Raw genomic sequence first — 26,821 nt, 5'->3', positions numbered from 1 at the left:
GTACCCTAGAGGGGTGACCGAGAATTCTTACGCCGCTGCAGGCGTCGACACAGTAGCCGGTGACCTCGCGGTCGAACTCATGAAGGCGGCTGTCTCCAAGACGCACGGACCAAACGTCTTGGGCGGCGTCGGCGGCTTCGCCGGCCTCTTCGACGTGTCATTCCTGACGGCGTACAAGCGCCCGCTGCTGGCCACCTCGACCGACGGCGTCGGCACCAAGGTCGCCATCGCGCAGGCTCTCGACAAGCACGACACCATCGGTCAGGACCTCGTCGGCATGGTCGTCGACGACATCATCGTCGTGGGCGCGAAGCCGATCTTCATGACCGACTACATCGCATGCGGCAAGGTCGTCCCCGCGCGCATCGCCTCCATCGTCGAGGGCATCGCCAAGGCCTGCTCCGAGACGGGCACCGCCCTCGTCGGCGGCGAGACCGCAGAGCACCCCGGCCTGCTCGGCGCCGATGACTACGACGTGGCAGGCGCCGCCGTCGGCGTCGTCGAGGGTGACGCCGTGCTCGGTGCCGAGCGCGTGCAGCACGGTGACGTCGTCGTGGCGATGGCCTCCTCCGGCATCCACTCCAACGGCTTCTCTCTGGTTCGTCACATCCTCGCCAGCAACAACATCGGCTACACCGATCACTCCAACGAGTTCGGCGGCGTCGTCGGCGAGGTGCTGCTCGAACCGACCCGCCTCTACACGGGCCCGCTCGTTCGCCTGCTCGAAGACCCGGCCGTCGGCCCCAGCGTTCACTCGCTCAGCCACGTCACCGGCGGCGGCATCGCGGCGAACCTCGCGCGCGTGCTGCCCGTCGGCTCCTGGGTCGAGCTCGACCGTGCCAGCTGGTCGCCGAGCAGCGTGTTCCGCGTGCTCAGCGACCTCGCCGGCACCAGCCTCGAGAGCTCGGAGGGCACCTGGAACCTCGGTATCGGCATGTTCGCCGTCGTGTCCGCGGATGCCGCCTCGAGCGTCGTCGCCAAGCTCGAGGCCGAGGGCATCCACTCCTGGGTCGCCGGCCGCGTCTCGACCGCTCCCCGCGACTTCACCGGTTTCGAGCAGGGCGCAAAGGGCGTCGACGGCGGTGCCGTGCGCCTCGTCGGCAGCTACGCGGCGTAGCCCTTGTTCGAGGGCTCAGTCAGCACTTCCGCTGGCTGAGCCTGTCGAAACCGCACCACCGCTGGTTGAGCTTGTCGAAACCGCACCACCGCTGGTTGAGCTTGTCGAAACCGCACCACCGCTGGTTGAGCTTGTCGAAACCGCACCGCTGGTTGAGCTTGTCGAAACCGCACCAGCATCGCTTGCGGTGGTGGAGGTTGCCTTGGAATGGGCTGCCGCCTTTCGCGGCGCTGCGCGCCGCCCGCGCGGGTACACGAAAAGCCGTGAGCTCAGCGTCGAAACGCTGAGCTCACGGCATCCGGAATCGAAAGTGAACGCTAGGCGCGCTTCTGCTCGTCCTCGGTGGCGTAGGTGTCCTCGTACTGCGTGGCCTCATACTCAGGCCACTTGGCGAGGTCCTCGTCGAGACGATCCTCACCCGCGCGAACATCGCCGCTGTGGGTGAGTTCACGTTCGAGTGCACCATAGTTGGTGTCGGGGCTGAAATACTTCAGCTCACGGGCAACCTTGGTGTGCTTTGCTTTTTGACGGCCGCGCCCCATGCGAGACCCCCTTACGATGACAGGCCGGGTACCGATGTTGCACCCGGGATTTACCGATAAAAAGTATGAAAACTAACCGCCAGTTTAGCATGTAGGGTGCGCTGTGCCGGTGGCTGCTTCACAGGCCCAGATCTGAGATGAGGAGTGATGGATTCCGACCGTTCTGTACCGGTCGTCGTCATTGGCGCCGGACAGGCTGGACTCGCCGTCGCCTACTATCTGAGGCGCTTCGAACTGGTCGCAGGCCAGGACTTCGTCGTGCTCGACCGAGGTCCGGATGCCGGCGGCGCCTGGCAGCACCGCTGGCAGAGCCTGCGGCTCGGCTCCGCCCACCGCGTGCACGATCTGCCCGGCATGGCCGAGCTCGGCCTGAGCTTCGACACCGCGGAACGCGACGTGCCGGCGCGCGATGTCGTCGGCGACTACTACCGCCGCTACGAGCAGCACTTCCAGCTCGGCGTCGAGCGCCCGGTCACGGTCCGCTCCGTCGCCAACCACGGGGCCGACCTGCTCGTGCAGACCGACCGCGGCGCGATCGCGACACGATTCGTCGTGAACGCGACGGGCACATGGGGTGCCCCGTTCATCCCGCACTACCCGGGTACGCCGGGCTTCGCCGGGCGCCACCTGCACACCTCCGACTTCGTCTCGGCCGAGGAGTTCCGCGACAAGAACGTGATCGTGGTCGGCGGAGGCACCTCGGCGATCGGCTTCATGCTCGAGCTGGAGGGCGTCGCATCCGGCCTCACCTGGGTGTCGCGCCGCCCGATCGACTGGCTCGATAGCGAGCAGCTCGACATCGAGGATGCCGCCGCCGCGGTTGCCCAGCAAGACAAGGCCGCCAGGGCCGGGCGGGCCCTGCCCAGCATCGTCAGCGGGACCGGCGTTCCGAAGACACGCCGCATCGCCGCCGGCATCAATCGCGGGCTCCTCGTGGCCCGGCCGATGTTCGCGCGGCTCGAGACCGACGGCGCGCGCTGGGCCGACGGCAGCTTCGCCCCCGCTGATGCAATCATCTGGGCGACCGGATTCCGGCCGGAGCTGCGCCACCTCGCCCCGCTGAAGCTCCGCGAGCAGGCCGGCGGTGTCACGGTGGCCGCCGGTGCGTCCTGGACAGACCCGCGCATCTTCCTCGCCGGTTATGGGCCGCAGGCCTCGACCGTCGGGGCGAGCAGGGCCGGGCGCACAATCGCCCGCCAGATCATGGCGCTGCTCTAGCTCGTGCTCCGTGGCGCAGTCGAAACCCCCGCTGGTTGAGCCTGTCGAAACCCCGTCGGTTGAGCTTGTCGAAACCTTGATTTCGACAGGCTCAATCAGCGGATGGGGCGCCGCGTTCCGGCGGGCTTGGCTTCGGTCGCGGCCTCGTTCCTCGGCTGCTCCCTCGAGCCAGCGGGAGAATGCACGTTGGCTCGAGCGAGCGGCGCCCATCTGCACGTTGGCTCGAGCGAGCGGCGCCGCGACGAAGGAGCAGCGACGCACGCGAAGCCCTGAGCGTGTCCGCGGAGACGGTCGCCCCGCTGGTTGAGCCTGTCGAAACCCTGATTTCGACAGGCTCAATCGACGGGGTGTCGAAACCTTGATTTCGACAGGCTCAATCAGCGGATGCGGCTACTTGCGCTTCTTGCGGCGCGACGCCGAGGGGCGGGACGTCGTCGGAGCCGCACCCGGGTGCACGGCGGTGGCCGTCGAGCCGGTGCGCGGCTGCGGACGCCCATCGGCGACCGTCGCCGGTGCGATCGGCTTGCGCGGGACGGGGCGCACTGGCTCGCCGCGGCGGTCCTGGCCGGGGACGGGGCGCGAGCGGCGTCCGTAGATCAGCTCGCTGGAGTCCAGCAGCCAGGGCACGAGGGCGATCGTCACGCCGTGCACCATCATGAGCTTCTGGCGCACGCGGCGGGCCTTGTGGTTGTGCAGCAGCCCCTCCCACCAGTGCCCGACGATGTACTGCGGCATGTAAATGGTCGTCACCTCGGAGCCGTGCTCCTCGCGGCGGGACTTCACGTGCTGGATCAGTGGGAGGCTGAGGTCGCGGTACGGCGAGCTCAGCACGCGCAGCGGCACCTGGATGTTCATGCGCACCCAGTCCTTCTTCAGCTGCTTCGTCTGCGCGTCGTCGAGCGAGACGTGCACGGCCTCCAGCGATTCGTGGCGGGCCGCGATGGCGTAGTCGAGTGCCTTGAGCACGGGCTTCTGCATGTTGCCGACGAGCACGATGGCGTGGTCGCCCTGCGAGCCGAAGGTCGTGACCGGATCGACCTCGATCTCCGTCGCGACGTCGCGGTAGTAGCGGTTCACACCGAGCATCAGCAGGAACAGGATCGGCATCATCAGGAAGACCAGCCAGGCGCCGTGCGTGAACTTGGTGATGGTGACGACCAGCAGCACCACGGCCGTCATGGCCGCGCCGACGGCATTGATGCTGAGGCCCCGCCAGATGGCACCGCGGTCGGAGCCCGGCTTCTTCAGCTCGCGCAGCCAGTGCACGACCATGCCGGTCTGGCCGAGCGTGAAGGAGACGAAGACGCCGATGATGTAGAGCTGGATCAGCACGGTGAGGTTCGCCTGGAACACCGCGAGGATCACGACGGCGGCCAGGGCCAGCAGCAGCACGCCGTTCGAGTAGATCAGCCGGTCGCCGCGGGTGCTGAGCGACTTCGGCGCGTAGCCGTCCTTCGCGAGCACCGAGCCGAGCAGCGGGAAGCCGTTGAACGCGGTGTTGGCGGCGAGCAGCAGCACGAGCGCCGTCGCCGCCTGGATCACGAAGAACAGGATCGAGTTGTTGCCGAAGGTGGCGGCGGCGACCTGGGCGATGAGGCTGCGTTGCGGCTGGGTCTCGCAGTCGGCGAAGCCGATCAGGTGACAGGCGTCCTCCGCGTAGTGCACCTGCGAGATCAGCGCGAGCGCGGTGAGGCCGGCGAACAGCACGATGGCGATGCCGCCCATCAGCACCAGGGTGCGCTGGGCGTTCTTGACCTTGGGCATGCGGAACGCCGGCACGCCGTTGGAGATCGCCTCAACGCCGGTGAGCGCGCTGCATCCGCTGGCGAAGGAGCGCAGCAGCAGCAGGATGACGGCGGCCTGCGTCAGCTGTTCGGCCTGTACCCCGTGCGCGGCGGACTCGGCCACCGGGGCATCGCCGAAGACGGTGCGCACGAGGCCGGTGACGATCATGAGCGCGACGCTGCTGATGAACAGGTACGTCGGGATCGCGAAGGCCTTGCTCGACTCGCTGACCCCGCGGAGGTTGATCGCGGCGAGGATGATGACGAAGACGATCGCGAGTTCCACCCGGAAGGGGTTGAGCTCTGGGATGGCCGAGATGATGTTGTCAACGCCGGATGCCACAGAGACGACGACGGTCATCACGTAGTCCACGAGCAGGGCGGATGCCACGACGAGGCCGGCCTTCTCGCCGAGGTTACGGTGCGCCACCTCGTAGTCGCCGCCGCCGGAGGGGTAGGCCTTGATCAGTTGCCGATAGCTCGCGACGACCGTGACGAGGAGCACGATCACGGCAACGGCGACCCACGGGGCGAAGCTCAGGAAGGCGAGCCCGCCGATCATCAGGATCATCAGCAGTTCCTGCGGCGCGTACGCCACGGAGGAGAGGGGGTCGCTCGCGAAGATCGGGAGGGCGAGGTGCTTGGGCAGCAGCTGCCCCTCGAGCTTCTCGCTGGGAAGAGGTTCCCCGATGATCCAGTGTTTTGCCGAGCGCAGCTCTGCCGGTGCCTCAGGTGTGTCGTTCGTCACGGCTGGAGAGCCTACGCCCGAGAATGCCGAGCAGGGCGCGCCCTAACGGATTCCTAACGGCGCACATTCTCAGTGTGCGTTCAGGGCCCTCGCGGCGATGATCCGGCGGTACTCGTGGCCGCTCTCTTTGATGGTGCGTTGCTGGCTGTCGTAGTCGACGCGGACGATCCCGAAGCGCTTCTCGTAGCCCCAGGCCCACTCGAAGTTGTCGAGCAGCGACCAGTAGAAGTAGCCCTTCACGTCGACGCCCTCGTCGATGGCGTCGAGCACGGCGCCGAGGTGCTCGCGCAGGAACTCGGTGCGCCCCGGGTCGGGCACCGTGCCGTCATCCGCCACCACATCGTCGTAGGCCGCGCCGTTCTCGGTGACGTAGAGCTTGACGCGGGCCGGGCCGCTGTACTCGGCCTCCACCTCGACCAGGAGTTCGCGCAGGCCGTCGGGCTGCACCTCCCACTCCATGGCGGTCAGCGGTAGCCCCTGCGGGTGGTTGAAGACGCCGTCGGCGGCGGGGAACGGCGAGCGGGTCTGCCTTGTCGTCGGGGCGTCGCCGACGAGGGGGTGCGCGGCCGGCCGGTCGCTGACGAACTCGCCGTGGTAGTAGTTGACGCCGAGCGAGTCGATCGGCTGCGCGATCTGGGCGAGATCGCCCTCCTTGACGTACGTCTCCAGGCCGAGCCCGGTGACGTCCTCGAGGAAGTCCTCTGGGTAGCTGCCGCGGAAGATGGGGTCGAGGAAGACCCGGTTGAACTGGGCATCGATGCGGCGGGCGGCATCGAGATCGCCGGCGCTCGCCGGATCGACCGGCTTGGCCACGGTGAGGTTGAGGGTGATGCCGAGCTCGAGGGAGGCATCGCGCTCCCGCAGTGCCTCGATCGCGAGGCCGTGGGCGAGCAGGAGGTGGTGGGCGGCGGCGAGGCCCTGCTCCGGGCTCTGCCGGCCGGGGGCATGGGCGCCGGCGGTGTAGCTGAGGAAGCTCGAGCACCACGGCTCGTTGAGCGTCGTCCACACCGGCACGCGGTCGCCGAGGGCGTCGTGCATGCTGAGCGCGTAGTCGCGGAAGCGGTAGGCGGTGTCGCGGTTCGTCCAGCCGCCGTCCTCCTCGATGGCCTGCGGCAGATCCCAGTGGTAGAGCGTGAGCCAGGGGCGGATGCCGGCGCCGAGCAGTTCGTCGGTCAGCCGCGAGTAGAAGTCGACGCCCAGGGGGTTCACGGCGCCGCCGTCTGGACGCACCCGTGACCACGAGCTGGAGAAGCGGTAGGTCTGCAGGCCGAGCTCCTTCATCACGGCCACGTCCTCGCGATAGCGGTCGTAGTGCTCGCACGCGTCCTCGCCGGAGTCGCCGTTGATCACCGCGCCGGGCACGCGGCAGAATGCGTCCCAGATGGAGTCGGTGCGGCCGTCCCGGTGGGCGGCGCCCTCGATCTGGTAGGCCGCCGTCGCCGCACCGAAGAGGAACCCGGGCGGGAAGGGGCGGACGGTTCCCGCGGCGCGCGCGGTGTTGGCACTTGGGGCAGCCGTCCGTGCCGCTCGTGGTGCAGCCGGTGCGGCCTGTGCCGCCGCCGCGTCCGCACGGCGCTCGTCGCCAGAGTTCGTGCTCATGAGCCCATTGTTCGCCAGTCGGCGCGTTTCGTACACCGTCATCCTCCGATTGGCCCGGAATTCGTGCGGGGCCCCGAGTGCCCCGCCGCTCACCGAGAGTGCAGAAATTGCGCACATATCGTGCCGAAGAGCGCGATTTCTGCACTCTGGAACGATTCAGGCGGCGGACGCGGACGCGGCGCGGGCGCAGGCAGAGTCGCCTGGGCGCATCGGGTGATGCGCCTACTCGGCGCCGACCGCCTCGATCACGCGCGCCAGCGTCGCGCGCAGGGTCGCGAGCTCGTCGAGGCTCATGCCGAGACGCTTGATCACCTGCGGGGGGATCCCGAGCGCCTGCTCGCGCAGTGCGCGGCCGGCATCCGTGAGCGTGATGTCGAGGGCGCGCTCATCGTTGGCGTTGCGGGCCCGCGTGATGTACCCGGCCGCCTCGAGTCGCTTGAGCAGGGGGGAGAGGGTGGCTGGCTCCAGCTGCAGCGCCTCTCCGAGGTCGCGGACGGTGCGGGGGCTCGCCTGCCAGAGCGCGAGCATCACGAGGTACTGCGGGTGCGTGAGCCCGAGCGGTTCGAGGATCGGCCGGTAGGCGCCGATCACGCCGCGGGCGGCGACGGCGAGCCCGAAGCAGACCTGGCTCTCGAGTGCGAGCAGGTCGACGGTTCCCGCCTCGAGCGATGCCGGGTCGACGGATGCCGCGGCGCCCGCACCAGCGGGCCCACTCGTGGTGCCGTTCACCGTCTCGTTGATCATGTGGTTCATTGTGCCGTTCATTTGGAGCATGTGCCGTTCATCTGGAGCCGCCTCTGCCTCACCGCCGCCCTGGTTTGAGGGACGGCGACTTACTTAGTACACTAATCATTATGGCACGAAGCAAAGATGAAGGTACGGGCGGCAAGCTCGCGGGTCTCTTCGACAAACTGAACCGCAAGCTCGTGCCCTACATCGGCCCGCCCCCGCTGGGTCCGTACAACGAGACGCCGCCGGCCGTGCCGGCGCCGAAGCTCTGCCCGCTCTGCGGAGTGCCGATGTCCGAGCACGAGATCGACCGGTCCGGCGAGCGCACGCAGCTGTACTGCCCGCGCCCCAGCTGATCCTCTGCGCGAAGCCCAGCACGGCTTGATCGCGCCGGCCGTTTCCGGCCGTTTCCGGCCCTGTCCGGGCTTCGGGGGCTGCCTCGCTCCTCGGCTGCTCCCTCGAGCCAGCGTGAGAACCGGCGCCACCGCTTCGGGCGCGCGGCCCTACGCTGTGGGCGCCGCCGCGACGCTGCGCGTCACGGTGTTGAACGCAGCAGGCTGAGCATTTCGGCCTGCACTGCCTCGAGCCGCTGGCGCAGCAGAATCGCCGCCTCCGGCGATACCCGCGAGCGGGCCGCTTGGGTGCGGAGCTCCGTGCGGAGCACCTGGCGGAACTGCGTGATCGCCATCTCGGCATCGTGCACCGCGCGGTTCGAGTCGATGTGCTGCTGCTGGCTCGATCCGGCTGTGAACGCGCTCTTCGCCGACTCGGTCTTGCCTCCGCGCTTGGCGTCACGCGCGGCGCTCGCCAGGTCGGCGCGCAGGCTGCGCATGGCGTCATTGACGCCGGCGCGCACCTCGTCGGCGATGCGCCGCACCGAGTCGGTCATCGCGTCTTCGATCGAATCGAGCTCGCCGCGCCGTGCCTCAAGCTCGGCCCGGCCGGCATCCGTGATCGAGTACGTGGTCTTGCGGCCGTCGCTCTCCTTGGTCACCAGCCCCTCCTCCTCGAGCTTGGACAAGCGCGGGTAGATCGTGCCGGCGCTCGGGATGTAGCTGCCGCCGAAGCGGTCGCTCAATGCCTGGATCAGCTCGTAGCCGTGCCGCGGCTGCTCTGCCAGGAGCGAGAGCAGGTACAGGCGCAGGTTGCCGTGGGCGAAAACCGGCGGGGTCATGCCGATGCCTCGCCTTCGCTCGAGACCGTGAAGTCGACGGGGGCCGTGGCGCCGCGCCGCACGATCGAGATGTTGCCGGAGACCGAGTTGGCCTGCAGATCGAGCCAACTGCCGGAGAGTTCGCCGATCACGCGCTCGAAGCCCTTGCCGAGGGTTCCCTTGAATGTCGTGTCGTCGAGGAACACGGTTCCCGCGACGGTGTTGACGCGGTAGCGCTCGCCGGGGCCGGCGTCCAGGCGCACCGTGAGGTCGCCCGAGACGGTGTTCGTGTTGATCTCCGACGGCGTTCCAACGACGTCGAGGATCATGTTGCCCGAGACCCCGTCGGCGCTGAAGCGCGTGATGGACCCGCTGGCGACGACGTCACCCGAGACCGTGTTGACGTTGATGCGACCGGTGTGGTTGCCGACCGAGACCTCACCGTTGACCGTGTTCACGTCGAGGTCGCCGATCACGTGGTCGACGACGACGTCGCCGGTCACGGTGCTGAGCTTGGCGTCGCTCGCGAATCCAGAGACGAGGGCCTCCGCCGAGACGACACCGAGCTTGATCGCGACATCGCGCGGCACGAGCACGCTCACCTCGGCCTTTGCGCTACCGGTGAAGCCCTTGAACACGTCGAGGAAGTTGTCCCAGCGCAGCTGGGGGTGGTCGATCTCGAGGCGGTCGCCGTCGATCTCCACCTTGAGTTCCTTGCCGGTGACCGAGTGCACCTCGACGCGCGCGCTCGACTCGTCGTGTGCGATGACGTCGATCTTGCCGCCGATCATGCCCACCTTGAGGCTGCGCACGAACTCCAGGTCGATGACCTTGCTCTCGCCTGGCTGAATGAGCCATTTCTCGATTGCCATTAGTTGTCTCCTTGTATGTGGCGGATGCCGAAACCGATGCATACGCGATATATCGCGTTGTGCTGAGATTCACGATATATCGCGTCCCGCCGTTCGTCAAGGTTCCCCGCTGCAAAAAGCCTGAGCCCAGAATGCGCCGTGCACTTGACATTGACGCAACGTCAACTTCTACGGTTGTCAGTGGCGGCACACAGCGCGCAGGCGCACGGGCCGGAGAGGGAGACATGCACTGGTCGATTCAGGAGATCGCGAAGCTCGCCGGAACGACGAGCCGCACACTGCGCCACTACGACGAGACGGGCCTACTGCGGCCGAGCAGCATCGGCTCCAACGGCTATCGGCACTACGACGAGGCCGCGCTCGTGCGATTGCAGCGCATCTTGCTGCTGCGTCAACTCGGGTTGGGGTTGCCAGCGATCGCCGACGTGCTCGACAACGAGCGTGACGAGAGGCACGCCCTGCACGGCCACCTCGACTGGCTGCGGCAGGAGCAAGACCGACTGGCGCGGCAGATCGCGTCGGTGGAACTGACGATAGAGACCTTGGAGGGAGGTGAACAACTGATGGCAGAGAACATGTTCGATGGATTCGACCACACCCAGTACAAAGAGGAGGTCGAGCAGCGCTGGGGCGCGGATGCCTACGCGAAGAGTGACGCGTGGTGGCGCTCGATGACAGCAGAGCAGAAGGCCGGGTGGCAGGAGCGGCAACGGCAGCTCGCCGCCGACTGGAGCGCGGCCGCGACTAGCGGCGTCGCTGCGGACAGCGCGGAGGCGCAGGCCCTGGCGCGCCGCCACGTCGAGTGGCTGCGCGGCATTCCGGGCACCCCGGGCGGCGGAACGACCGGCGGCGCAAGCGGACCGCCCAAGGCCTATCTGCTCGGCCTGGCCGAGATGTATGTGGCCGACGAGCGCTTCGGCGCCAACTACGGCGGGCAATCCGGAGCCGAGTTCGTGCGCGACGCGCTGACCGTATTCGCGGAGCGCGAGCTCTAGGCAGAGCAGCGCCGGGCGAGAACGCTCGGGTTCCGGATGCCGCACGCCGCGGCATCCGGAACCCGAGCGCCTGTGTGTGGGGCAGCCCCAACCGTGCTTCGGGGGGAAGCCCCCGTGACAGCTGCCGCCCGGGTTACTACCGTCGTGAGTGTAGAACTTCGGCGCTCGATCGGGCGGCCACGACAGGGAGAACACTCATGCGCACCACCATCCGAACCGCAACTCGCATCAGTGGGGCCGTTGCCGGCCTCGCGATCGGCGCGACGATCCTGAGCGGATGCGCGCTGCTGCCGGCCCACGGCATGGGCGACGAGACGACCCTCAGCGACACCACCGTCACCAGCGTGCGCATCGACGATCCCACCGGGAGCGTCAGCATCAGCGGGGAGATGGCCGCAACCGGCATCCACATCGAGCGCGAGATCAAGTACTGGGGCGCCAAGCGCGATATCGGGACCACCTACGAGGTCAACGGCGATGAGCTGGTGCTCAGTGGATGCGGCCGCCGATGCACGGTCGAGTACTCGATCGAGCTCCCGGCAGGCGTGGATGTGAGCGGCCAAACCGAGAACGGCTCGATCGAACTCAGCGAGGTGAACAACGTCGAGGTGAGCACGAGCAATGGCCGCATCGAGTTGGAGGACGTGACCGGACGCGTGGAGGTCGGCACGAGCAATGGCCGCATCGAGGGCAGCGGCCTGAGCGGAGACGGCATCATCGCCAAGACGTCGAACGGCGCCATCGACCTGGAGCTCGCGACCCCTCAGGACGTGCGGGCCAACACCTCCAACGGAGCGATCATCCTGCGCGTTCCGGCCGGCGACTACGAGGTCGTCGCCGAGACGTCGAACGGCGGCAAGAACATCGACATCGCGAGCGATCCGAACGGCGAGTTCCTGCTCGACCTTGGCACGTCGAACGGGTCCATCACGGTCCGGGATCGCGCCAGCAGCAGCGACGACGACTAGCCCCGCGGGCCGTTCGAGCGATCGGGCGTTGCGCGGTATCCGTCGCGACGCGCGACGAGCACGGTGGCGAGGATTGCCCACGCGGCGAGAAGCGCGATGAGGCCGAGGAAGACGATCATGGGGTGGCTCCTTTCACATGCGGATGACGTCGGCTCGGTGCTCGGGCCGGCGCCGGTTTCAGTTCGCGGGTGAGTCCAGCTGCGGACTCGACGGGGTGGCGCTACCCTCGAGCTCGGCCTCCAGCACGGCCTCGACGTCACGCTCCCGCTCGGTCTCGGCGTCGGGGCCGGGCGGGACCGCTGCGGCATCCGTCGCCCGCGGTTTCACGGCGAAGAACGGAATCGCCCACTGGCAGAGCGGGCCGACGAGCAGCGCGAATGCCGCGGTGCCGAGGCCGACGTTGCCGCCGAGGATCCAGCCGAGGGTGACGACGGTGAGCTCGATGCCGGTGCGCACCTTCCAGATCGCCCAGCCGGTGCGGGCATTCAGGCCCGTCATCAGGCCGTCGCGGGGGCCGGGGCCGAAGTGCGCGCCGATGTAGAGGCCCGTGGCGATGGCGAGCACGAGCAGCCCGGCGACGAAGAGCAGGATGCGCGCCCAGAGGTCGAGTCCGCTGGGGATCAGCGCGAGGCCGATGTCGGCCGACGGCCCGACGAGCAGTGCGTTCAGCACGGTGCCGATGCCGGGCTTCTGTCGCAGCGGGATCCAGAGCAGCAACACCACGGCGCTGGTGAGCACCGTGATGAGGCCGAAGCTGAGCCCGGTGTGGATGCCGATGCCCTGCGTCAACACGTCCCAGGGGGCGGCGCCGATCTCGCCGCGCACGATCAGCGCGATGCCGATGCCATAGAGGAAGAGTCCGACGAAGAGCTGCACGAAGCGCCGGGGGAGACGCCCGGTCACGGGCACGAGGGGAGTAGTTGAAGGAGCCACTCTTATATCCAATTGCACAATTGGCCTTCCATCCAATAGCCAATTCGCCTAAAGTGGCCTCATGGTTGATGCTCAACTCAGCGCCCGCACCCTCACAGCCCTCCTCGGCGAGTGGCGCGAGGGCGGCTCCGCCTACACGGCGCTCGCCGATCGGATCCGTCTCCTCACCATCGACGGACGCATCCCCGTGGACACCCGCCTGCCCGCCGAGCGCGAGCTCGCCGAGCACCTCGGCCTCAGTCGCACCACCGTCACCGCGGCCTATCGGCAGCTGCGCGAGCTCGGCTTCCTGCAGAGCGTGCGCGGCTCGGGCAGTGTCGCCCGGCTGCAGGGCAGCCCGGCCATGCTGTCGGTGCCGGGAGACCGCGGCTACCTCGACCTCAGCAAAGCGGCGATGCCCGCCCTGCCGTGGCTCGTCGACGCGAGCCGACGCGGCGTCGAAGAACTGCCCCGCCACCTCGGCGGCGCCGGCTTCGACCCGATCGGCACGCCGGAGCTGCGCGCGGCCATCGCCGAGCGCTACACGGCCCGCGGCCTGCCGACCGCGCCGGAGCAGATCATGGTCACGATCGGTGCCCAGCACGCGATCGCGCTGCTCTCCCGCGCCCTCATCGGCCGCGGGGATCGCGCGCTGATCGAGCAGCCGACCTACCCGCACGCCTACGAGGCGCTACGCGCGGCCGGTGCCCGGCTCGTCCCTGTGAGCTCGATCCCCGAATCGAGGGGCCCGGATACCGCCTCGCCCGCGGCCGAGACCGCGGCCTTCGAGCAGGCGATCCGGCAGGCCAATCCGGCGATGGGCTACATCATGCCCGACTTCCACAATCCGACCGGGCGCTCGCTCGGCGCGGAGCAGCGCGAGCGCATTCTCGCCGCCGCAGCCAGGCAGGGCACCGTGATCGTGGCCGACGAGACGACGGCGGAGCTCGACATCGATCGGCTCGGCAGCCCGCTGCCGATGGCGGCGTACGGCGACGCGGTGCTCGTCGGCTCCGTCGGCAAGACGGTGTGGGGTGGGCTCCGCGTCGGTTGGATCCGTGCCGAGCGCCCCCTGATCCGCAAGCTCGTCGGGCTGCGCGCTCCCGGCGACCTCGGCACCCCGATCCTCGAGCAGCTCATCGTGACCGAGCTGCTGCCCGACATGCCGCGCATCCTCGAGCTCCGCAGGGAGCAGCTGCGCGCCGGGCGCGACCACATCGAGCAGCTGCTGGCCGGCCGCTTCCCCGAGTGGGAGGTGCCGCACGTGCACGGCGGCCTCGCGACCTGGGTCAACCTCGGCTCGCCCGTCAGCTCACAGCTCGCGCTCGCCGCCCGCAACCACGGCCTGCTCATCGCGGCCGGGCCGCGTTTCGGCATCGACGGTGCCTTCGAGCGCTTCCTGCGCCTGCCGATCAGCTACTCGGCCGAGGAGACGACGCGTGCCGTCGACGCCCTCGCCCTCGCCTGGGGCTCGCTGCTGCGGCATCCGGTGCCAGACACCGGCTACCTCGCCGACGTGGTGTAGTCGCACCCATCGTTCGAGTGCTGGGCTCAGGAGCGCGGCTGCGTCGGCAGAGTGAGTATCTCGGCTCCGTCATCGGTGATGGCGATTGTGTGCTCGCTGTGTGCGGTGCGGCAGCCTGTCGCGCTTCGGAGCGTCCACCCGTCGGGGTCGGTGATGAGCGTCGCGGTGTCTGTCATGACCCACGGCTCCAGGGCCAGGAGCAATCCCGGGCGCAGCGTGTAGCCACGGCCGCGCCGGCCGGTGTTCGACACGTGCGGATCCTGATGCATCGTCGACCCGATGCCGTGGCCGCCGAACTCCGTGTTGATCGGGTAGCCGGCGTCGCCCAGCACGGAGCCGATGGCGTGAGAGATGTCGCCGATGCGGGCGCCGGGTGTCGCTGCGGCGATCCCTGCGCTCAGCGCGCGCTCGGTCGCGGCGATCAGCGCGACCGATTCCGGGGGCTGCGCGTCACCCACGATGAAACTGATGGCGGAATCTGCGGCCACTCCGCCCAGGGAGACCGCGAGGTCGAGCGTCAGCAGATCGCCATCGGCGAGTGCGTAGTCATGCGGAAGACCGTGCAGCACGGCGTCGTTGACCGCCGTGCAGATGTAGTGGCCGAATGGTCCGCGCCCGAAGGACGGTGCGTAGTCGACGTAGCAGGACGCCGCACCGGCCTCGGCGATCATTGTCTGCGCCCAGCTGTCGATGTCGAGGAGGTTCGTGCCGACAGTGCTGCGGCTCTTCACCAGCTGCAGGATGTCGGCGACCACGGCGCCCGTCTCCCGTGCTCTGGCCAGTTGGGTGGGGCTCAAGATCTCGATCATGCGTTGCCTTTCGGAGGTGGTGGTCACGGTGGCCAATAACAATACCGGTAATGTTATCCCGGTACTACAATCGATGTCATGGTCCGATTGCCGCTCTCGCCCGCAGAGGTCGCGCGTGGAGTGCGCTTGGGCGCCCTCTTGCGTCGTGCCAGGGGGCAGCGTTCGATGCTCGAGACCGCGCTCGATGCCCGAGTCTCGCCCGAGACCCTGCGGAAGATTGAATCCGGTCGCGTCGCGACCCCCGCATTCCCGACCATTGCTGCGATCGCCGCGGTGCTCGGCCTCTCCCTCGATGAGGTGTGGGCAGAGATCAACAAGCCGGAATGCGATGTCGAGCCGTCCGGTTCTCGTCGCGCCACCCGTGAACGCTTGGCGTCGTAGGCCAGAGTCAGTGGAGTCCGACGGGTTGGGGTTTCGACAAGCTCAACCAGCGGGGCTCGACACGCTCGACCAGCGGGGCTCAACCCGCGGGGTCGCTGGCATCCGTGAGCAGATTCAGAGCTCGGTGAAACGCAACGCCTCGTAGCACTGAGAGAATGGCGCAATGCACCTTCTTGCTGCGCTCTCCATGAAGAACCGCGCGCTCATCGCCCTCGTCACCGTCGTCGTGATGATCTTCGGCGGTATCGCACTCACCAGCCTCAAGCAGGAGCTCGCGCCGTCGATCGCCTTCCCGCAGCTGGCGATCATGACGCAGTACCCCGGTGCATCGCCCGACGTGGTCAATGACGACGTCTCGACCCCGATCGAAACGGCCATCCAGGGCGTCACGGGCCTCGAGTCGACGTCGACGTCGAGCTCGACCGGCGTCTCGGTCGTCAGTGCGTCCTTCACCTACGGCACCGACATGGCCTTCGCCGAGCAGAAGCTGCTGAGCGCGGTCAATCGCATCTCGAGCACCCTGCCGAGTGACGTCGACCCGCAGGTGCTCGCACTCAGCCTCGACGACTTCCCCGTCATCCAGGTGGCCGTCACCGGCGTCGACGATGTCAGCGCGCTGTCCGACGAGATCTCGCGGACCACGCTCGGCGAGCTGCAAGACATCGACGGCGTGCGCGAAGCGACCATTGTCGGCAAGGTCGGCCAGCGCGTCACCATCACACCGAACGCAGACGAGCTCGCCGCCCGCGGCATCAGCGTGAGCGCCATCACCGATGCGCTGCAGCAGAACGGCGTGCTGCTGCCGGCCGGCACCATCACCGAGGAGGACAAGACCTTCTCGGTGCAGACCGGTTCGCGCATCACCACGCTCGATGAGCTCACCGCGCTGCCGGTGCTGGGTGCCACAGAGGCGGCCCCGGTCGACCCCGAAGCGCTGGCGGATGCCGCAGCGCAGGGCTTCGGCGCAGCCGGAGTCGGAGCCGCGGCCGCGGCACCCCGGGTGCCGCTGCCGACCACGATCGCCGATGTGGCAACCGTCGCGCTCGAGGACAACCCGGCCGCCAGCATCTCCCGCGTCGACGGCGAGCCGGCGCTCACCATCGCGATCACCAAGCTCCCGGCCGCCAACACCGTCGACGTGTCCAACGCCGTGCGCGACATGCTGCCGTCCCTGCAGAGCTCGCTCGATTCCACGAACCCGGGCGCCACCTTCACCGTCGTCTTCGACCAGGCGCCGTTCATCGAGCAGTCGATCGAGTCGCTCGCCGTCGAGGGCATGCTCGGCCTGTTCTTCGCGATCATGGTCATCCTGCTGTTCCTGCTCTCTGTGCGCGCCACCCTCGTCACCGCGATCTCGATCCCGACCTCGGTGATGATCACGTTCATCGGACTGCAGGCCGCCGACTACACCCTCAACATCCTGACCCTCGGCGCGCTCACCATCTCGATCGGTCGCGTCGTCGATGACTCCATCGTCGTGATCGAGAACATCAAGAGACACCTCGTCGCCGGGCAGGACAAGGCGGCGACGATCGTCAAGGCCGTCAAGGAGGTGGCCGGAGCGATCACCGCCTCGACCATCACAACGGTGGCCGTGTTCGTGCCGATCGCCATGGTCGAGGGGGTGACGGGCGAGCTGTTCCGGCCGTTCTCGCTCACCGTCACGATCGCGCTGCTCGCCTCGCTGCTCGTCTCGCTGACGATCGTCCCCGTGCTCGCCTACTGGTTCCTCAAGCCGTCGCAGGCGCACAAGCACGCCGACCTCTCGACCGAGGCGCTGGCGGATGAGACCGGAATCGATGAGCTCGAGCACCCGTCCCGCCTGCAGCAGGGCTACCTGCCGGTGATCCGCTGGACGCTGAACCACGGTGTCGCGACCCTGCTCGTCGCCGTGCTCGTGCTCGGCGCGACGATCGCCATGGTGCCGCTGATGAAGACGAACTTCCTCGGATCCTCCGGCCAGAACACCTTCCAGGTGAGCCAGGAGCTGCCGATCGGCACCAGCCTGGCCGCGCTCGACACCGCATCCACCGATGTCGAGCAGGTGTTGCGCGAGACCGAGGGCATCGAGATCGTGCAGACCTCGATCGGCGGCGGCAGCGGGCTCTCCGCGGCCTTCGGCGGTGGCGGCGGCTCGACGATCACCTACTCGATCACCACCGAGGACGGCGCAGACAACGAGGCCATCCAGGCCGAGGTGCGCACGGAGCTCGACGAGCTCTCGGATGTCGGCGAGATCACGATCGCCGCCTCAAGCGGCTTCGGCGCCTCCAGCGACATCGAGGTCGACATCACCGCGTCGAACGCCGCCGATCTGCAGCAGGCGACCGACGACATCAAGGGCGCTCTGGACGAGCTGGATTCGATCTCGCAGACCAGCACGAACCTCTCCGAGTCGCGGGCGTACATCGGCGTCGAGGTGAACCGTGACGAGGCCGCGGCCGCGGGCTACAGCGAGGTCGCACTCGGCAGCGTCGTCTCCCAGGCGATGCAGCCCCGGCAGTCCGGCTCGATCGTGATCGACGAGACGACGCTCACGATCTACATCGCCTCGGCCAACCCGCCGACGACCATCGAGGCGCTGTCCGCGCTCGAGATCCCGACGGTCACCGGACCGGTGCGCCTCGACACGCTGGCGACCGTGGCCGAGCTTGAGGGCCCGGCATCCATCACCACGGTGCAGGGGCTTCGCAGCGCGACGGTCACCGCAACCCCGAACGGCGACGACCTCGGCACGGCCAACAGTGAGGTCACCGCGGCGATCGCGACGGCCGACATCCCGGACGGAACGACGGCGACGCTCGGCGGCGTCACGGCCGACCAGAGCGACGCGTTCTCGCAGCTCGGGCTCGCGCTGCTCGTCGCGATCCTGATCGTCTACATCGTGATGGTGGCGACGTTCCGCTCGCTGCTGCAGCCGCTGCTACTGCTCGTCTCGGTGCCGTTCGCGGCGACCGGCGCCATCGCGCTGCAGGTGATCACCGGCATCCCGCTCGGCGTCGCATCGCTCATCGGTGTGCTCATGCTCATCGGAATCGTGGTGACGAACGCGATCGTGCTCGTCGACCTCGTGAACCAGTACCGCGATCGCGGCATGAAGGTGCGCGACGCCCTCGTGCACGGCTCGTCGAGGCGTCTGCGCCCGATCCTCATGACGGCACTCGCGACGATCTTCGCCTTGCTGCCGATGGCGCTCGGCATCACTGGCCACGGCGGCTTCATCTCGCAGCCGCTCGCGGTTGTCGTGATCGGCGGACTCGTGTCCTCGACCGTGCTCACCCTGATCGTGCTGCCGGTGCTGTACTCGCTCGTCGAGGGCGGCCGGGAGAAGCGCAAGCTCCGCAGGGCCGCTGCTGCCGAAGCGCAGCAGGAGCCCGAGGCCCCGGATGCCGTGGCTGCCGGCGCCCCGCTGACCGAGTAGCGTGCGTCCGCGGAACGCGGCGACCGGCGATCTGCGCCGGTTGCCGCGTTGCGCGCCGGACCTCCGGCGCACAGCGGGTCCCCGCTGGTTGAGCCGCCCCCGCTGGTTGAGCCGCCCCCGCTGGTTGAGCCTGTCGAAACCCGGAGCTGATTCCCGCCGAGTGACGTCCGAACCGCGCCAGCATCGCTTGTGGGTCCTGAGATTGCGTGGCTAGGGGCTGCCGCCTTTCGCGGCGCTGCGCGCCGCGCTTTCGGCAATACTGAGGGTATGACGCTCGCTCGCAGCACCAAGCTCACCATCGTCGGGGCCGGAAGTGTCGGCTCATCCCTCGCCTATGCCGCCCTGATCCGCGGTTCGGCCAGGGAGGTCGTGCTCTACGACATCGACACCGCGAAGGCCGAGGCGGAGGTGCTCGACCTCGCCCACGGCACCCCATTCACCGGGGCCTCGCGCATCACCGGCGGCAGCGACATCGAGCTGGTCGCCGATTCGGATGTCGTCGTCATCACCGCCGGCGCGAAGCAAGAACCCGGCCAGACCCGCCTCGAGCTGGCGGGCGTCAACGTGCGTATCCTCGAGGCGATGCTGCCGCAGCTCGTCGCGCTGGCGCCGAACGCCGTGTTCATCCTCGTGACGAACCCCTGTGACGTGCTCACCGCCGTCGCCGAACGCATCACCGAACTGCCGCCGGGGCGCATCTTCAGCTCCGGCACCGTGCTCGACTCCGCGCGGCTGCGCTGGCTCGTGGCCGAGGCCGCACAGATCGCCCCGCAGAGCGTGCACGCGCTCATCGTCGGCGAGCACGGCGACAGCGAGTTCCCGCTCTGGTCCTCGGCGACGATCGGGCAGACGCCGCTGGGTGCGTGGACCGATGACGCCGGCCGCGTGCTCTTCCCGCGCGAGCGCCTCGAGACGCTCACCCACGACGTCGTCAACGCGGCGTACAAGATCATCGCGGGCAAGGGTGCGACCAACTACGCGATCGGGCTCTCCGGTGCGCGGATCGTCGAGGCGGTGCTGCGCGATGAGCGCAGCATCCTGCCGGTCTCCAGCGTGCTGCACGGCTACCGCGGCATCGACGGCGTCGCGCTCAGCGTGCCGTCGATCGTCGGGGCCGGTGGCGTGCAGCGGGTGCTCGACATCTCGTTGGACGCGCGCGAGGAGGAGCTGTTGCAGGGCTCCGCCGACGCGCTCCGCTCCTCAATCGCGCTGTTCTCCTAGGCGCGGGCATGGCGACCCCGGACTTCGTGCTCACCCTGCGCGAGAAGATCGGCACCGCTCCGCTCTGGTTGAGCGGTGTGACCGCGGTCGTGCTGCGTGAACCAGCGCGGGCGACCGCCGAAGCGGGGCAGGACGCGGCATCCGGCACGGAGGTGCTGCTCGTCCGGCGAGCCGACACCGGCGCGTGGACGCCGGTGACCGGCATCATCGACCCCGGCGAAGAGCCCGCGGATGCCGCGGCACGCGAGGTGCTCGAGGAGGCCGACATCGTGGCCGCGGTCGAGCGGCTCGCCTGGGTGCAGACGCTGCCGGAGCGCGCATACGCGAACGGCGACAGGGCCGCCTACCTCGACCTCGTCTTCCGCTGCCGCTGGGTGAGCGGCGAACCGCACCCGGCCGACGGCGAGAACACGGCCGCCGGGTGGTTCGCGCTCGACGCGCTGCCGCCGATGTCAGCGAACATGCTCGAGCGGGTGCGCGCCGCGCTCAGCCCCGCCGGTGAGACCCGCTTCCAGCGCGGAAGCTGAGCGACCCGCCAGCGGTCCATCTCATACGGCCAATCCGTCGGCCAATTCACCGGCCGGCCCACCGGCCAGTCCGTGGCCCGTCGGCCGGCCCCGTACCGCCGGCCGGTGTTTCGGGCGACACGCTGCGAGTGCGGGCAGCGGCGCCGGAGTGTCACCCGAAAGTCCGGCCGGGCGCACGCTCGCAGAGAACAGGGCTGCCGAACAGCGAACGCCTCTGCTGAGATGGGCGCATGCAGATTCTGATTCTGGGTGGAACGGCCTGGCTCGGCCGAGAGATCGCCCGCGAGGCCCTGGCCCGTGGGCATGGGGTCACCGCCCTGGCGAGAGGGGAGTCCGGGCCGGTTCCGGATGCCGCGACGCTCGTCGTCGCCGACCGTACGCGCCCCGACGCCTACGCGGCCGTCGCCGACCGTGACTGGGACGCCGTGGTGGAGATCTCGTGGCAGCCGGCCTTCGTGCGGGAGGCGCTGGCGGCGCTCGGCGACCGGGCCGCGCACTGGACGCTGATCTCCTCGACCAGCGTCTACGCCTCGGCTGCCGACGTCGGCGCCGACGAGTCGGCCGCCACCTACCAACCGCTGCAGGCCAACCGGGCGGAGAAGTCGGAGTACGGCGAGGCCAAGGCGGCGGTCGAGCTGGCCTCCCGTGCCGCGCTCGTTGAGAAGCTGCTCATCCTGCGACCGGGAGTGATCGGCGGCCCCGGCGACCACACCGGGCGCAGCGGGGCCTGGGTCGCGCGCGCCGCGCGTGCGCCGGATGCCCCGCTCCTGGTGCCGGACGAGCCGGCCCTGCCGACCCAGGTCATCGACGTGCGTGATCTCGTCGCCTTCATCGTCGACTCCGCCGAACGCCGGCTGCACGGCACCGTCAACACCGTCGGACCGGTGGTGCCGCTGGGCGAGTGGATCGAGGAGAGCCGCCGGATCGGCGGCCATCGCGGCGATGCTGTTCTCGCGTCATCCGCCTGGCTCCTGGCCAACGGCGTCGAGGAGTTCATGGGGGAGGAGTCGCTGGCCTTGTGGCTCCCCGACCCGGACTTCGCCGGGTTCTCGGCCCGATCGGGGCGGGCCGCGGAGGCCGCAGGGCTCACGCACCGGCCGCGCGCCGAGCTGCTCAGCGATGTGCTCGAGTGGGAACGAAGCCGGGGCCTCGCCCGTGCGCGGCGAGCGGGCCTGAGCGCCGAGCGCGAAGCCGAGCTGCTGCGGCGTCTCGCCGCGGCACGCTGAGACCCGTCCTCCGGTGAGTTGGCGCAATCGGCCCCGTGGGCGCGCGCGAAGGGGCGGATTGCGCCAACTCGCGATTGCGGCATCAGGCGGGCGTGGGCGTCTGGGGGCGCAGACACGCGGCGACGCGGATGCCTGTCGCTGCGGCATCCGCATTGCTAACGTCGAGCTGTGACGACGCAGACACCCCACTCGCCCGCCCTCCCGCACGACCCGCTCTGGCCGCGAACCGGCGGCTGGCCGGCGCCGGACGCCCTCATGCCGGGCGCGCACGTCGACCTGGCCATGATCGGACTGCCGGCCTGGCGCACCTCGCTCTCCACCACCAACGCCGGCGAGACGCCCGACGCCATCCGCGCGGTGCTGCCCCGCTACTCTGACGCAATCATCGCCGACCGCGGCGTGCGCGAGGGCATCCGCTCGATCGCCGACCTCACCATCGTCGACTGTGGCAACGTGCACGAACCGGACGGGCCGGAGGGCGAGAAGCGCGCGCTGGCCGCGGTGGCGCGGGCCGCCGCCCTTGCCGACGTGGTCATAGCGCTTGGTGGTGACAACTCGGTGACCGTCGCCTCGGCTCTCGGAACCTGGGGCGACGCCTTGCCGAGCGCCGGCCTGGTGACACTCGACGCGCACTACGACCTGCGCGACGGGGTCAACAACGGCTCGCCCGTTCGCCGTCTCGTCGAGGCCGGCCTCGCCGGAACCCGGATCGTGCAGATCGGCATCGCCGACTTCGCGAACTCCCGTCGCTACGCCGAGCGCGCCCGCGACTTGGGCATCACCGTCGTGCACCGCGATGAGTTGCACCGCCGACCGATGAGCGACGTGATGGCCGAGGCGCTCGACATCGCCGGTGCCGGCGGCGGTCCGGTGCACGTCGACCTCGATGTCGACGTCTGCGACCGCTCCGTCGCCCCCGGCTGCCCCGCATCGGTTCCCGGCGGCATCTCCGCCTACGAGCTGCGCCTGGCCGCCCGCGCCGCCGGTGCCGACCGGCGCGTGCGCTCTGTCGACATCGCCGAGGTCGATTCCACCGCGGATGCCGAGGACGGCCGCACCGTTCGCCTCGCCGCGCTCTGCGTACTTGAGGTGGCGGCCGGGCTCGCGCTGCGCTGAGGCCAGGCCCCGGCTACACCTTTCCGACAGTCGGACGGCGGCGTAGCCTTGCCCTGTCGCGTCGACGCCGCGTCGACGGGCCCCGGTGCGGGGGCGGACACGATCGATGGGAGACGACTCATGCCCGATCACGTGAACACGGTGCCGGGAGCCCCCTGCTGGGTGGAGCTCGCCAGCTCGGACGTCGAACAGTCGCTCGCGTTCTACGTCGAGGTCTTCGACTGGGAAGCCGTCGCGGGAGACCACAGCGATGCCGACGGCTACATCACCTTCTACCGCTCGAACAAGAAACTCGCCGGGCTCATGAAGAACTCCGCCGGGGCGGCGGGCACGGACAACTGGATGACCTACATGTTGGCTCCGGATGCCGTGGCAGCGGCATCCGCAGTCGAGACGGCCGGTGGCAGCCTCGTGGCCCCGCCGATGGTGGTGCCGGAGATGGGCACGAGCGCAATCGCGGTCGATCCCGGCGGCGCAGCGTTCGGCCTCTGGCAGCCCGGCGAGCATGAGGGATTTGGGATGTTCGGGCGGCCCGGATCCGCGGTCTGGCACGAGCTGCACACACGCGAATACACGGAGTCCGTCGCCTTCTACGAGCGCGCGCTCGGCTGGACGATGGAATCAATGGGCGACAGCGACGACTTCCGGTACAGCCGCTTCGTGGCCGACGGCGTGCCGCGCGCCGGGATCATGGATGCGTCGCGGCATCTCCGCGATGGCGTCGCATCGAACTGGCAGGTGTACTTCGGAGTGCTGGACGTCGACGCCACCCTCGGCCGCATTCTGGCGCACGGCGGCGAGGTGATCGAGGCGCCGGAGGACACGCCATTCGGGCGGCTGGCCGGGGTCACCGACTCGACCGGCGCCTACTTCAAGCTGACCAGCGTCACGGACTGAACCGCTGTCGCGGATTCACCGCCTGACCAGGTCTCGATGCTCCTGCACCGCGATTGAGACGGTGGCCGATGCATCCTCGGGTGCCTCCTCGAGTCTCGGCGGCATGGCGAGATCGGTGACACGACGCTTCGCACGACCGATTGCGGCCAGCGACACGAGCCACTGCAGGCCGTAGCCGATCGCGAACACCAGCAGGGTGAATATCAGCGCCATCGCGGCGCCCTTGTCCGGGGCATAGATCTGCGCCGAGCGCGGGTTGATCATCGCGTACATGTACACCGAAATCGGCCGGGACTCCGGCGTCGCCATGAACGCCGGCAGTGTGAACTCGTTCGTTCCGAGGATGAACATCTGAATCCACACGGCGAAGACGGTCGGCATCAGCAGCGGGCCGACGATCCGCCGGAACCCCTCGAACCGGGTGGCGCCGCTCGTCATCGCGGCCTCCTCCAGCTCCATCTTGATCTGCATCGTGGCGCTGTACCCGCCGCGGTAGGCGATGGACACTCGATAGGAGTATGCGATGACCAGCGCGGCGACTGTGCCCGCCAGCGGGATCCATGGATTGATGACCATGAAGGTGAGGAACATGGCGAAGCCGGCGATCGTCGCCGGGATCGCCACCGAGGACGAGGCGAACAAGTCCATGGCCTTCGAGCGGAACGTCTTCTTGCCCCGTGCGATTCCGTAGGCGAGAACCGTCGCCGCGATGCACGCGATGGTCGCACTGCCACCGGCGATGATCAGTGTGCGGCCGAGTGATGCCCAGAACTCCGGGTCGCTGAACACCGCCCCGAATGAGGTGAACTGCGTCAGCTCGAACAGGGCAGAGAACGAGAAGCCGATCGGGTACGGGGTGATCGCGGCCCAGAGCAGGGCGAACAGCGGGATCACCGCGGTCAGCAGAATGAAGATGAAGATCGCCGTGAGCACGGGGGCGCGCCAGGCCCCGAGCTTCATCACCGTCGGCTTGAAGCCCTTGCCGGTCACGGATGCACGGCGCTCGGCGTTCCTGGTCGCCCTCAGATAGATCACGAAAGCGATCGTCGTGATCACCAGGAAGATGACACCCCAGGCGGCCGCGAGGCCATACTGCGGCAGCTGGCCTGCCCGTGAGCCGATGAGCGTCCACAGCTTGAGCGCGAAGATGTCCTTGCCCGATTCCTGTCCGAACAAGAGCGGGACTTCGAGGCTTCCGATCCCCAGGATGAAGGTCAGGACCATGACGCCGAGCAGGCCGGGCCACAGCATCGGCAGGGTGACTCGCCGGAGTGTCTGGGCCCAGGACGCACCGGACACCCGGGCGGATTCCTCGAGGGATCCATCCATGTTGGTCAGCAGGGGGACGATCATCAGGTACGGGAACGTCACGTTCGTGAGCGACTGGATGACGATCATCGTGGAGAAGGCATAGGGGTCGATCGGCACATCGCCGGTGAACGGCAGCAGGCGGAGCAGCTGATTGAGGATGCCGGTCTCCGGCGAGAGCATCAGCAGATACGCCTGGGCCTTGACGATGGGCGGGATGATGAACGGCACGATGACGAACACCGAGATGATCCGGCGCGCCGGAGCATCCGTGCGCACAGTGACCCAGGCAAGCCCGAAGGCCATGAGCAGTGAGAGCACCGTCGAGCCGCCCACGAAAGCCGCAGTGGAGCCCAGTACCGCCCAGAAGTCTTCGCGCAGGCTCCACAGGGTGACGAAGTTCTCCGTCGTCCACTCTGCGGAGGGCACTCCGAACGGTAGGAACGGACCACGGAACGCCGTGATGATCTGCACGATCAGCGGGATCGCGAGAACCAGGAAGATCACCGTTCCGGCAATGATCATCGCAACCGTCATCGTGGTCGGCCGAGAACGCGCGGCCTTCGTGGTCCGTCCTACCTGAAACATCTACTATCCGTTCAGTGCTTCGTCGGCTGCGCCGACCATGGCGATCCAGGCGTCTCGCTCGGCCTGCGTCTCTGTCCCTGCGCCCGTCTCGAGGCCCAGTAGCAGCGCCTCGGCGTTCGTCTTCATGAGTCCCGTGGACTGGTCGAAGAGCGACTGCGGGAGGCCCGCGTACGGCACCTGGGTGGTGGCGAATCGCTCGTCCGTCATGCGCAGCTCGAGCCAATCCGGGTCGTAGGAGTTCCAGAGAATCCACAGCATGGCTGCAGCCTTGTTCTTGGCATCGACATTCACGCCAGAGAACTGCGCCCAGACGCCGGCGTGTTCAAACGGAGCAACCTTCAGCGAGGGGTTCGGGTTGAACAGGGTCTGGTTCAGCGAGATCGGCACATCACCGCTGGAGAGCGGTGTGTTCTGATCCTCCATCAGCTGCATCGTGCCGGACGACTTCAGCTCGGTGATCAGGTCGACCATGGCCTCCTCGCCCTCGGCCATCCCATAGGCCTCGAAGACGACGGGGTTGTAGCCGGCGATGGAGACCTTGCCCTCGTACTTCGGATCGAGCAGGCCGTCCAGCGAGTCAGGCACCTCGATCTTGTCCGAGTTGTACTGCATGAGGGAGCCGTTGATGCTGTCGGGCACCATCTCGGGGGCACCGATGGTCAGGAACTCTTCCGGTACGCCGAACTCCGTCCAGTCGACCTTCTCCCAGTAGCCTTCGTCGTACATCGGGGCGGTCGTGACGATGGAGCCGGACACGATGTCGGTGTTGCGCTCTCCGGTCGCCTTCGCCGAGATGATCGCCGACGACAGGTTGTAGGTGAGCCCGCGGGACTCGATCGTGATGTCGGGGAAGCGCTTGTTGAACTCGGCAACCACCTCGGGAGACTGTTCGTACCAGTCCCAGATCACCAGGCGTCCGCCATCAGTGGCCTTCGCCGTTTCGTAGATGGTGTCCAACTGGGAGTCGATTCCCGGCCAGAAGTCCTCATAGAAGTTCTCGCACCGGGTGATGGCACCCAGCTGGGAGGCGTCGCAGGTGGCGTCCGATGCTCCGGCTCCGGTCGGGAGCGCCTCCGGAGTCGCTTCGGATGTTCCCGCGCAGGCGCTGAGGAACAGCAGCCCTACCGCCGCTGTCGCGACGAGTGTGTTGCGTTTGACCATGATC

General features: G+C 68.5%; 24 protein-coding genes. 13 read left to right on the top strand and 11 right to left on the bottom strand.

Annotated features, from left to right (window positions below):
• Window positions 1-13 precede the first annotated feature (13 nt).
• On the top strand, window positions 14-1,117 hold the full coding sequence (purM, locus tag ASC66_RS05290; protein WP_055835583.1) for a phosphoribosylformylglycinamidine cyclo-ligase: 1,104 nt from the start codon (window positions 14-16) through the stop codon (window positions 1,115-1,117).
• A gap of 317 nt (window positions 1,118-1,434) precedes the next feature.
• Here purM and ASC66_RS05285 read toward each other — a convergent pair whose 3' ends face one another.
• Complete coding sequence (locus tag ASC66_RS05285; protein WP_055835580.1) at window positions 1,435-1,659, bottom strand: DUF3073 domain-containing protein; 225 nt, start codon at window positions 1,657-1,659, stop codon at window positions 1,435-1,437.
• Window positions 1,660-1,806: 147 nt separating this feature from the next.
• On the opposite strand from ASC66_RS05285, the gene ASC66_RS05280 reads away from it, so the two are divergent.
• Window positions 1,807-2,877, top strand: coding sequence for an NAD(P)-binding domain-containing protein (locus tag ASC66_RS05280; RefSeq protein WP_055835577.1), 1,071 nt, complete (start codon window positions 1,807-1,809; stop codon window positions 2,875-2,877).
• Between the two features lie 390 nt (window positions 2,878-3,267).
• Here ASC66_RS05280 and ASC66_RS05275 read toward each other — a convergent pair whose 3' ends face one another.
• From ASC66_RS05275 to ASC66_RS05265, 3 genes are all read right to left on the bottom strand, one after another.
• Window positions 3,268-5,409 (bottom strand): APC family permease, encoded by a 2,142-nt coding sequence (locus tag ASC66_RS05275; protein WP_055835574.1) that lies wholly within the window; start codon window positions 5,407-5,409, stop codon window positions 3,268-3,270.
• A 69-nt stretch (window positions 5,410-5,478) separates the two neighbouring features.
• The gene (locus ASC66_RS05270) at window positions 5,479-7,008 is read right to left on the bottom strand and encodes a GH1 family beta-glucosidase (RefSeq protein WP_082492078.1); all 1,530 of its coding nucleotides are present in this window, start codon (window positions 7,006-7,008) and stop codon (window positions 5,479-5,481) included.
• Between the two features lie 222 nt (window positions 7,009-7,230).
• Window positions 7,231-7,752: a MarR family winged helix-turn-helix transcriptional regulator gene (locus ASC66_RS05265; protein ID WP_082492077.1), complete on the bottom strand. Its 522-nt coding sequence runs from the start codon at window positions 7,750-7,752 to the stop codon at window positions 7,231-7,233.
• A 110-nt stretch (window positions 7,753-7,862) separates the two neighbouring features.
• On the opposite strand from ASC66_RS05265, the gene ASC66_RS05260 reads away from it, so the two are divergent.
• Window positions 7,863-8,093 carry a hypothetical protein gene (locus ASC66_RS05260; protein ID WP_055835571.1) on the top strand — a complete coding sequence of 77 codons (231 nt, stop codon included), beginning with the start codon at window positions 7,863-7,865 and terminating at the stop codon, window positions 8,091-8,093.
• 179 nt (window positions 8,094-8,272) lie between these two features.
• Here ASC66_RS05260 and ASC66_RS05255 read toward each other — a convergent pair whose 3' ends face one another.
• Together ASC66_RS05255 and ASC66_RS05250 are read right to left on the bottom strand one after the other, a co-directional pair.
• Entirely contained in the window at window positions 8,273-8,911 is a 639-nt protein-coding gene (locus ASC66_RS05255) for a PadR family transcriptional regulator (RefSeq protein ID WP_055835568.1), read from the bottom strand.
• Entirely contained in the window at window positions 8,908-9,762 is an 855-nt protein-coding gene (locus tag ASC66_RS05250) for a DUF4097 family beta strand repeat-containing protein (protein ID WP_055835564.1), read from the bottom strand. The genes ASC66_RS05255 and ASC66_RS05250 overlap by 4 nt, the downstream gene beginning before the upstream one ends.
• 224 nt (window positions 9,763-9,986) lie before the next feature.
• Between ASC66_RS05250 and ASC66_RS05245 the strand changes: the two genes are divergently transcribed.
• Complete coding sequence (locus ASC66_RS05245; protein WP_055835561.1) at window positions 9,987-10,757, top strand: MerR family transcriptional regulator; 771 nt, start codon at window positions 9,987-9,989, stop codon at window positions 10,755-10,757.
• A gap of 197 nt (window positions 10,758-10,954) precedes the next feature.
• Complete coding sequence (locus tag ASC66_RS17765) at window positions 10,955-11,725, top strand: DUF4097 family beta strand repeat-containing protein (protein WP_082492024.1); 771 nt, start codon at window positions 10,955-10,957, stop codon at window positions 11,723-11,725.
• Here the strand turns inward: ASC66_RS17765 and ASC66_RS18545 are convergent.
• Entirely contained in the window at window positions 11,722-11,844 is a 123-nt protein-coding gene (locus ASC66_RS18545; RefSeq protein ID WP_286145575.1) for a hypothetical protein, read from the bottom strand. The two genes, ASC66_RS17765 and ASC66_RS18545, sit on opposite strands and share 4 nt — an antisense overlap.
• A 58-nt stretch (window positions 11,845-11,902) precedes the next feature.
• The gene (gene yczE / locus ASC66_RS05240) at window positions 11,903-12,658 is read right to left on the bottom strand and encodes a membrane protein YczE (protein WP_235496678.1); all 756 of its coding nucleotides are present in this window, start codon (window positions 12,656-12,658) and stop codon (window positions 11,903-11,905) included.
• Between the two features lie 61 nt (window positions 12,659-12,719).
• On the opposite strand from yczE, the gene yczR reads away from it, so the two are divergent.
• Window positions 12,720-14,162: a MocR-like transcription factor YczR gene (yczR, locus tag ASC66_RS05235; protein WP_055835560.1), complete on the top strand. Its 1,443-nt coding sequence runs from the start codon at window positions 12,720-12,722 to the stop codon at window positions 14,160-14,162.
• A 26-nt stretch (window positions 14,163-14,188) separates the two neighbouring features.
• On the opposite strand, the gene map is transcribed toward yczR, so the two are convergent.
• On the bottom strand, window positions 14,189-14,971 hold the full coding sequence (map, locus tag ASC66_RS05230; protein WP_055835557.1) for a type I methionyl aminopeptidase: 783 nt from the start codon (window positions 14,969-14,971) through the stop codon (window positions 14,189-14,191).
• Window positions 14,972-15,049: 78 nt separating this feature from the next.
• Here map and ASC66_RS05225 point away from each other — a divergent pair, with 78 nt between their 5' ends.
• The 7 genes from ASC66_RS05225 to ASC66_RS05195 all read left to right on the top strand — a co-directional run bounded on the left by ASC66_RS05225 (window position 15,050) and on the right by ASC66_RS05195 (window position 23,760).
• Window positions 15,050-15,352, top strand: a complete 303-nt coding sequence (locus ASC66_RS05225; RefSeq protein ID WP_055835554.1) for a helix-turn-helix domain-containing protein — start codon at window positions 15,050-15,052, stop codon at window positions 15,350-15,352.
• 163 nt (window positions 15,353-15,515) lie between these two features.
• Window positions 15,516-18,773: an efflux RND transporter permease subunit gene (locus ASC66_RS05220; protein ID WP_055835551.1), complete on the top strand. Its 3,258-nt coding sequence runs from the start codon at window positions 15,516-15,518 to the stop codon at window positions 18,771-18,773.
• A gap of 267 nt (window positions 18,774-19,040) precedes the next feature.
• Window positions 19,041-19,994, top strand: a complete 954-nt coding sequence (locus ASC66_RS05215) for an L-lactate dehydrogenase (protein WP_055835548.1) — start codon at window positions 19,041-19,043, stop codon at window positions 19,992-19,994.
• 8 nt (window positions 19,995-20,002) lie between these two features.
• The gene (locus ASC66_RS05210; protein ID WP_055835545.1) at window positions 20,003-20,521 is read left to right on the top strand and encodes an NUDIX hydrolase; all 519 of its coding nucleotides are present in this window, start codon (window positions 20,003-20,005) and stop codon (window positions 20,519-20,521) included.
• A gap of 230 nt (window positions 20,522-20,751) precedes the next feature.
• The gene (locus ASC66_RS05205; protein ID WP_055835543.1) at window positions 20,752-21,747 is read left to right on the top strand and encodes an NAD-dependent epimerase/dehydratase family protein; all 996 of its coding nucleotides are present in this window, start codon (window positions 20,752-20,754) and stop codon (window positions 21,745-21,747) included.
• 255 nt (window positions 21,748-22,002) lie between these two features.
• Complete coding sequence (locus ASC66_RS05200; RefSeq protein WP_082492076.1) at window positions 22,003-22,863, top strand: arginase family protein; 861 nt, start codon at window positions 22,003-22,005, stop codon at window positions 22,861-22,863.
• 120 nt (window positions 22,864-22,983) lie between these two features.
• Window positions 22,984-23,760 (top strand): VOC family protein, encoded by a 777-nt coding sequence (locus ASC66_RS05195; protein WP_055835537.1) that lies wholly within the window; start codon window positions 22,984-22,986, stop codon window positions 23,758-23,760.
• Between the two features lie 15 nt (window positions 23,761-23,775).
• Here ASC66_RS05195 and ASC66_RS05190 read toward each other — a convergent pair whose 3' ends face one another.
• Window positions 23,776-25,656, bottom strand: a complete 1,881-nt coding sequence (locus tag ASC66_RS05190) for an ABC transporter permease (RefSeq protein WP_082492023.1) — start codon at window positions 25,654-25,656, stop codon at window positions 23,776-23,778.
• A gap of 3 nt (window positions 25,657-25,659) precedes the next feature.
• Window positions 25,660-26,817, bottom strand: coding sequence for an ABC transporter substrate-binding protein (locus ASC66_RS05185; protein WP_055835529.1), 1,158 nt, complete (start codon window positions 26,815-26,817; stop codon window positions 25,660-25,662).
• Window positions 26,818-26,821 lie beyond the last annotated feature (4 nt).

It is taken from the genome of Leifsonia sp. Root4 (genome assembly GCF_001425085.1).
Taxonomy (GTDB): Bacteria; Actinomycetota; Actinomycetes; order Actinomycetales; family Microbacteriaceae; genus Microterricola.
The sequence above is the reverse complement of the archived record's forward strand: the minus strand, read 5'-3'. Positions and strand labels throughout refer to the sequence as shown.

Bases quoted from the DNA above. Each gene is read 5' to 3' on its own strand.
- ASC66_RS05205 (WP_055835543.1), top strand. From the start codon at position 20,752: ATGCAGATTCTGATTCTGGGTGGAACGGCCTGGCTCGGCCGAGAGATC.
- ASC66_RS05280 (WP_055835577.1), top strand. From the start codon at position 1,807: ATGGATTCCGACCGTTCTGTACCGGTCGTCGTCATTGGCGCCGGACAG.
- ASC66_RS05210 (WP_055835545.1), top strand. From the start codon at position 20,003: ATGGCGACCCCGGACTTCGTGCTCACCCTGCGCGAGAAGATCGGCACC.
- ASC66_RS18545 (WP_286145575.1), bottom strand. From the start codon at position 11,844: ATGATCGTCTTCCTCGGCCTCATCGCGCTTCTCGCCGCGTGGGCAATC.
- map (WP_055835557.1), bottom strand. From the start codon at position 14,971: ATGATCGAGATCTTGAGCCCCACCCAACTGGCCAGAGCACGGGAGACG.
- ASC66_RS05260 (WP_055835571.1), top strand. From the start codon at position 7,863: ATGGCACGAAGCAAAGATGAAGGTACGGGCGGCAAGCTCGCGGGTCTC.
- ASC66_RS05225 (WP_055835554.1), top strand. From the start codon at position 15,050: ATGGTCCGATTGCCGCTCTCGCCCGCAGAGGTCGCGCGTGGAGTGCGC.
- ASC66_RS05190 (WP_082492023.1), bottom strand. From the start codon at position 25,656: ATGTTTCAGGTAGGACGGACCACGAAGGCCGCGCGTTCTCGGCCGACC.
- ASC66_RS05200 (WP_082492076.1), top strand. From the start codon at position 22,003: ATGCCGGGCGCGCACGTCGACCTGGCCATGATCGGACTGCCGGCCTGG.
- ASC66_RS05250 (WP_055835564.1), bottom strand. From the start codon at position 9,762: ATGGCAATCGAGAAATGGCTCATTCAGCCAGGCGAGAGCAAGGTCATC.
- yczR (WP_055835560.1), top strand. From the start codon at position 12,720: ATGGTTGATGCTCAACTCAGCGCCCGCACCCTCACAGCCCTCCTCGGC.
- ASC66_RS17765 (WP_082492024.1), top strand. From the start codon at position 10,955: ATGCGCACCACCATCCGAACCGCAACTCGCATCAGTGGGGCCGTTGCC.
- ASC66_RS05265 (WP_082492077.1), bottom strand. From the start codon at position 7,752: ATGATCAACGAGACGGTGAACGGCACCACGAGTGGGCCCGCTGGTGCG.
- ASC66_RS05255 (WP_055835568.1), bottom strand. From the start codon at position 8,911: ATGACCCCGCCGGTTTTCGCCCACGGCAACCTGCGCCTGTACCTGCTC.
- ASC66_RS05185 (WP_055835529.1), bottom strand. From the start codon at position 26,817: ATGGTCAAACGCAACACACTCGTCGCGACAGCGGCGGTAGGGCTGCTG.
- ASC66_RS05220 (WP_055835551.1), top strand. From the start codon at position 15,516: ATGCACCTTCTTGCTGCGCTCTCCATGAAGAACCGCGCGCTCATCGCC.
- ASC66_RS05195 (WP_055835537.1), top strand. From the start codon at position 22,984: ATGCCCGATCACGTGAACACGGTGCCGGGAGCCCCCTGCTGGGTGGAG.
- ASC66_RS05245 (WP_055835561.1), top strand. From the start codon at position 9,987: ATGCACTGGTCGATTCAGGAGATCGCGAAGCTCGCCGGAACGACGAGC.
- ASC66_RS05285 (WP_055835580.1), bottom strand. From the start codon at position 1,659: ATGGGGCGCGGCCGTCAAAAAGCAAAGCACACCAAGGTTGCCCGTGAG.
- ASC66_RS05270 (WP_082492078.1), bottom strand. From the start codon at position 7,008: ATGAGCACGAACTCTGGCGACGAGCGCCGTGCGGACGCGGCGGCGGCA.
- ASC66_RS05215 (WP_055835548.1), top strand. From the start codon at position 19,041: ATGACGCTCGCTCGCAGCACCAAGCTCACCATCGTCGGGGCCGGAAGT.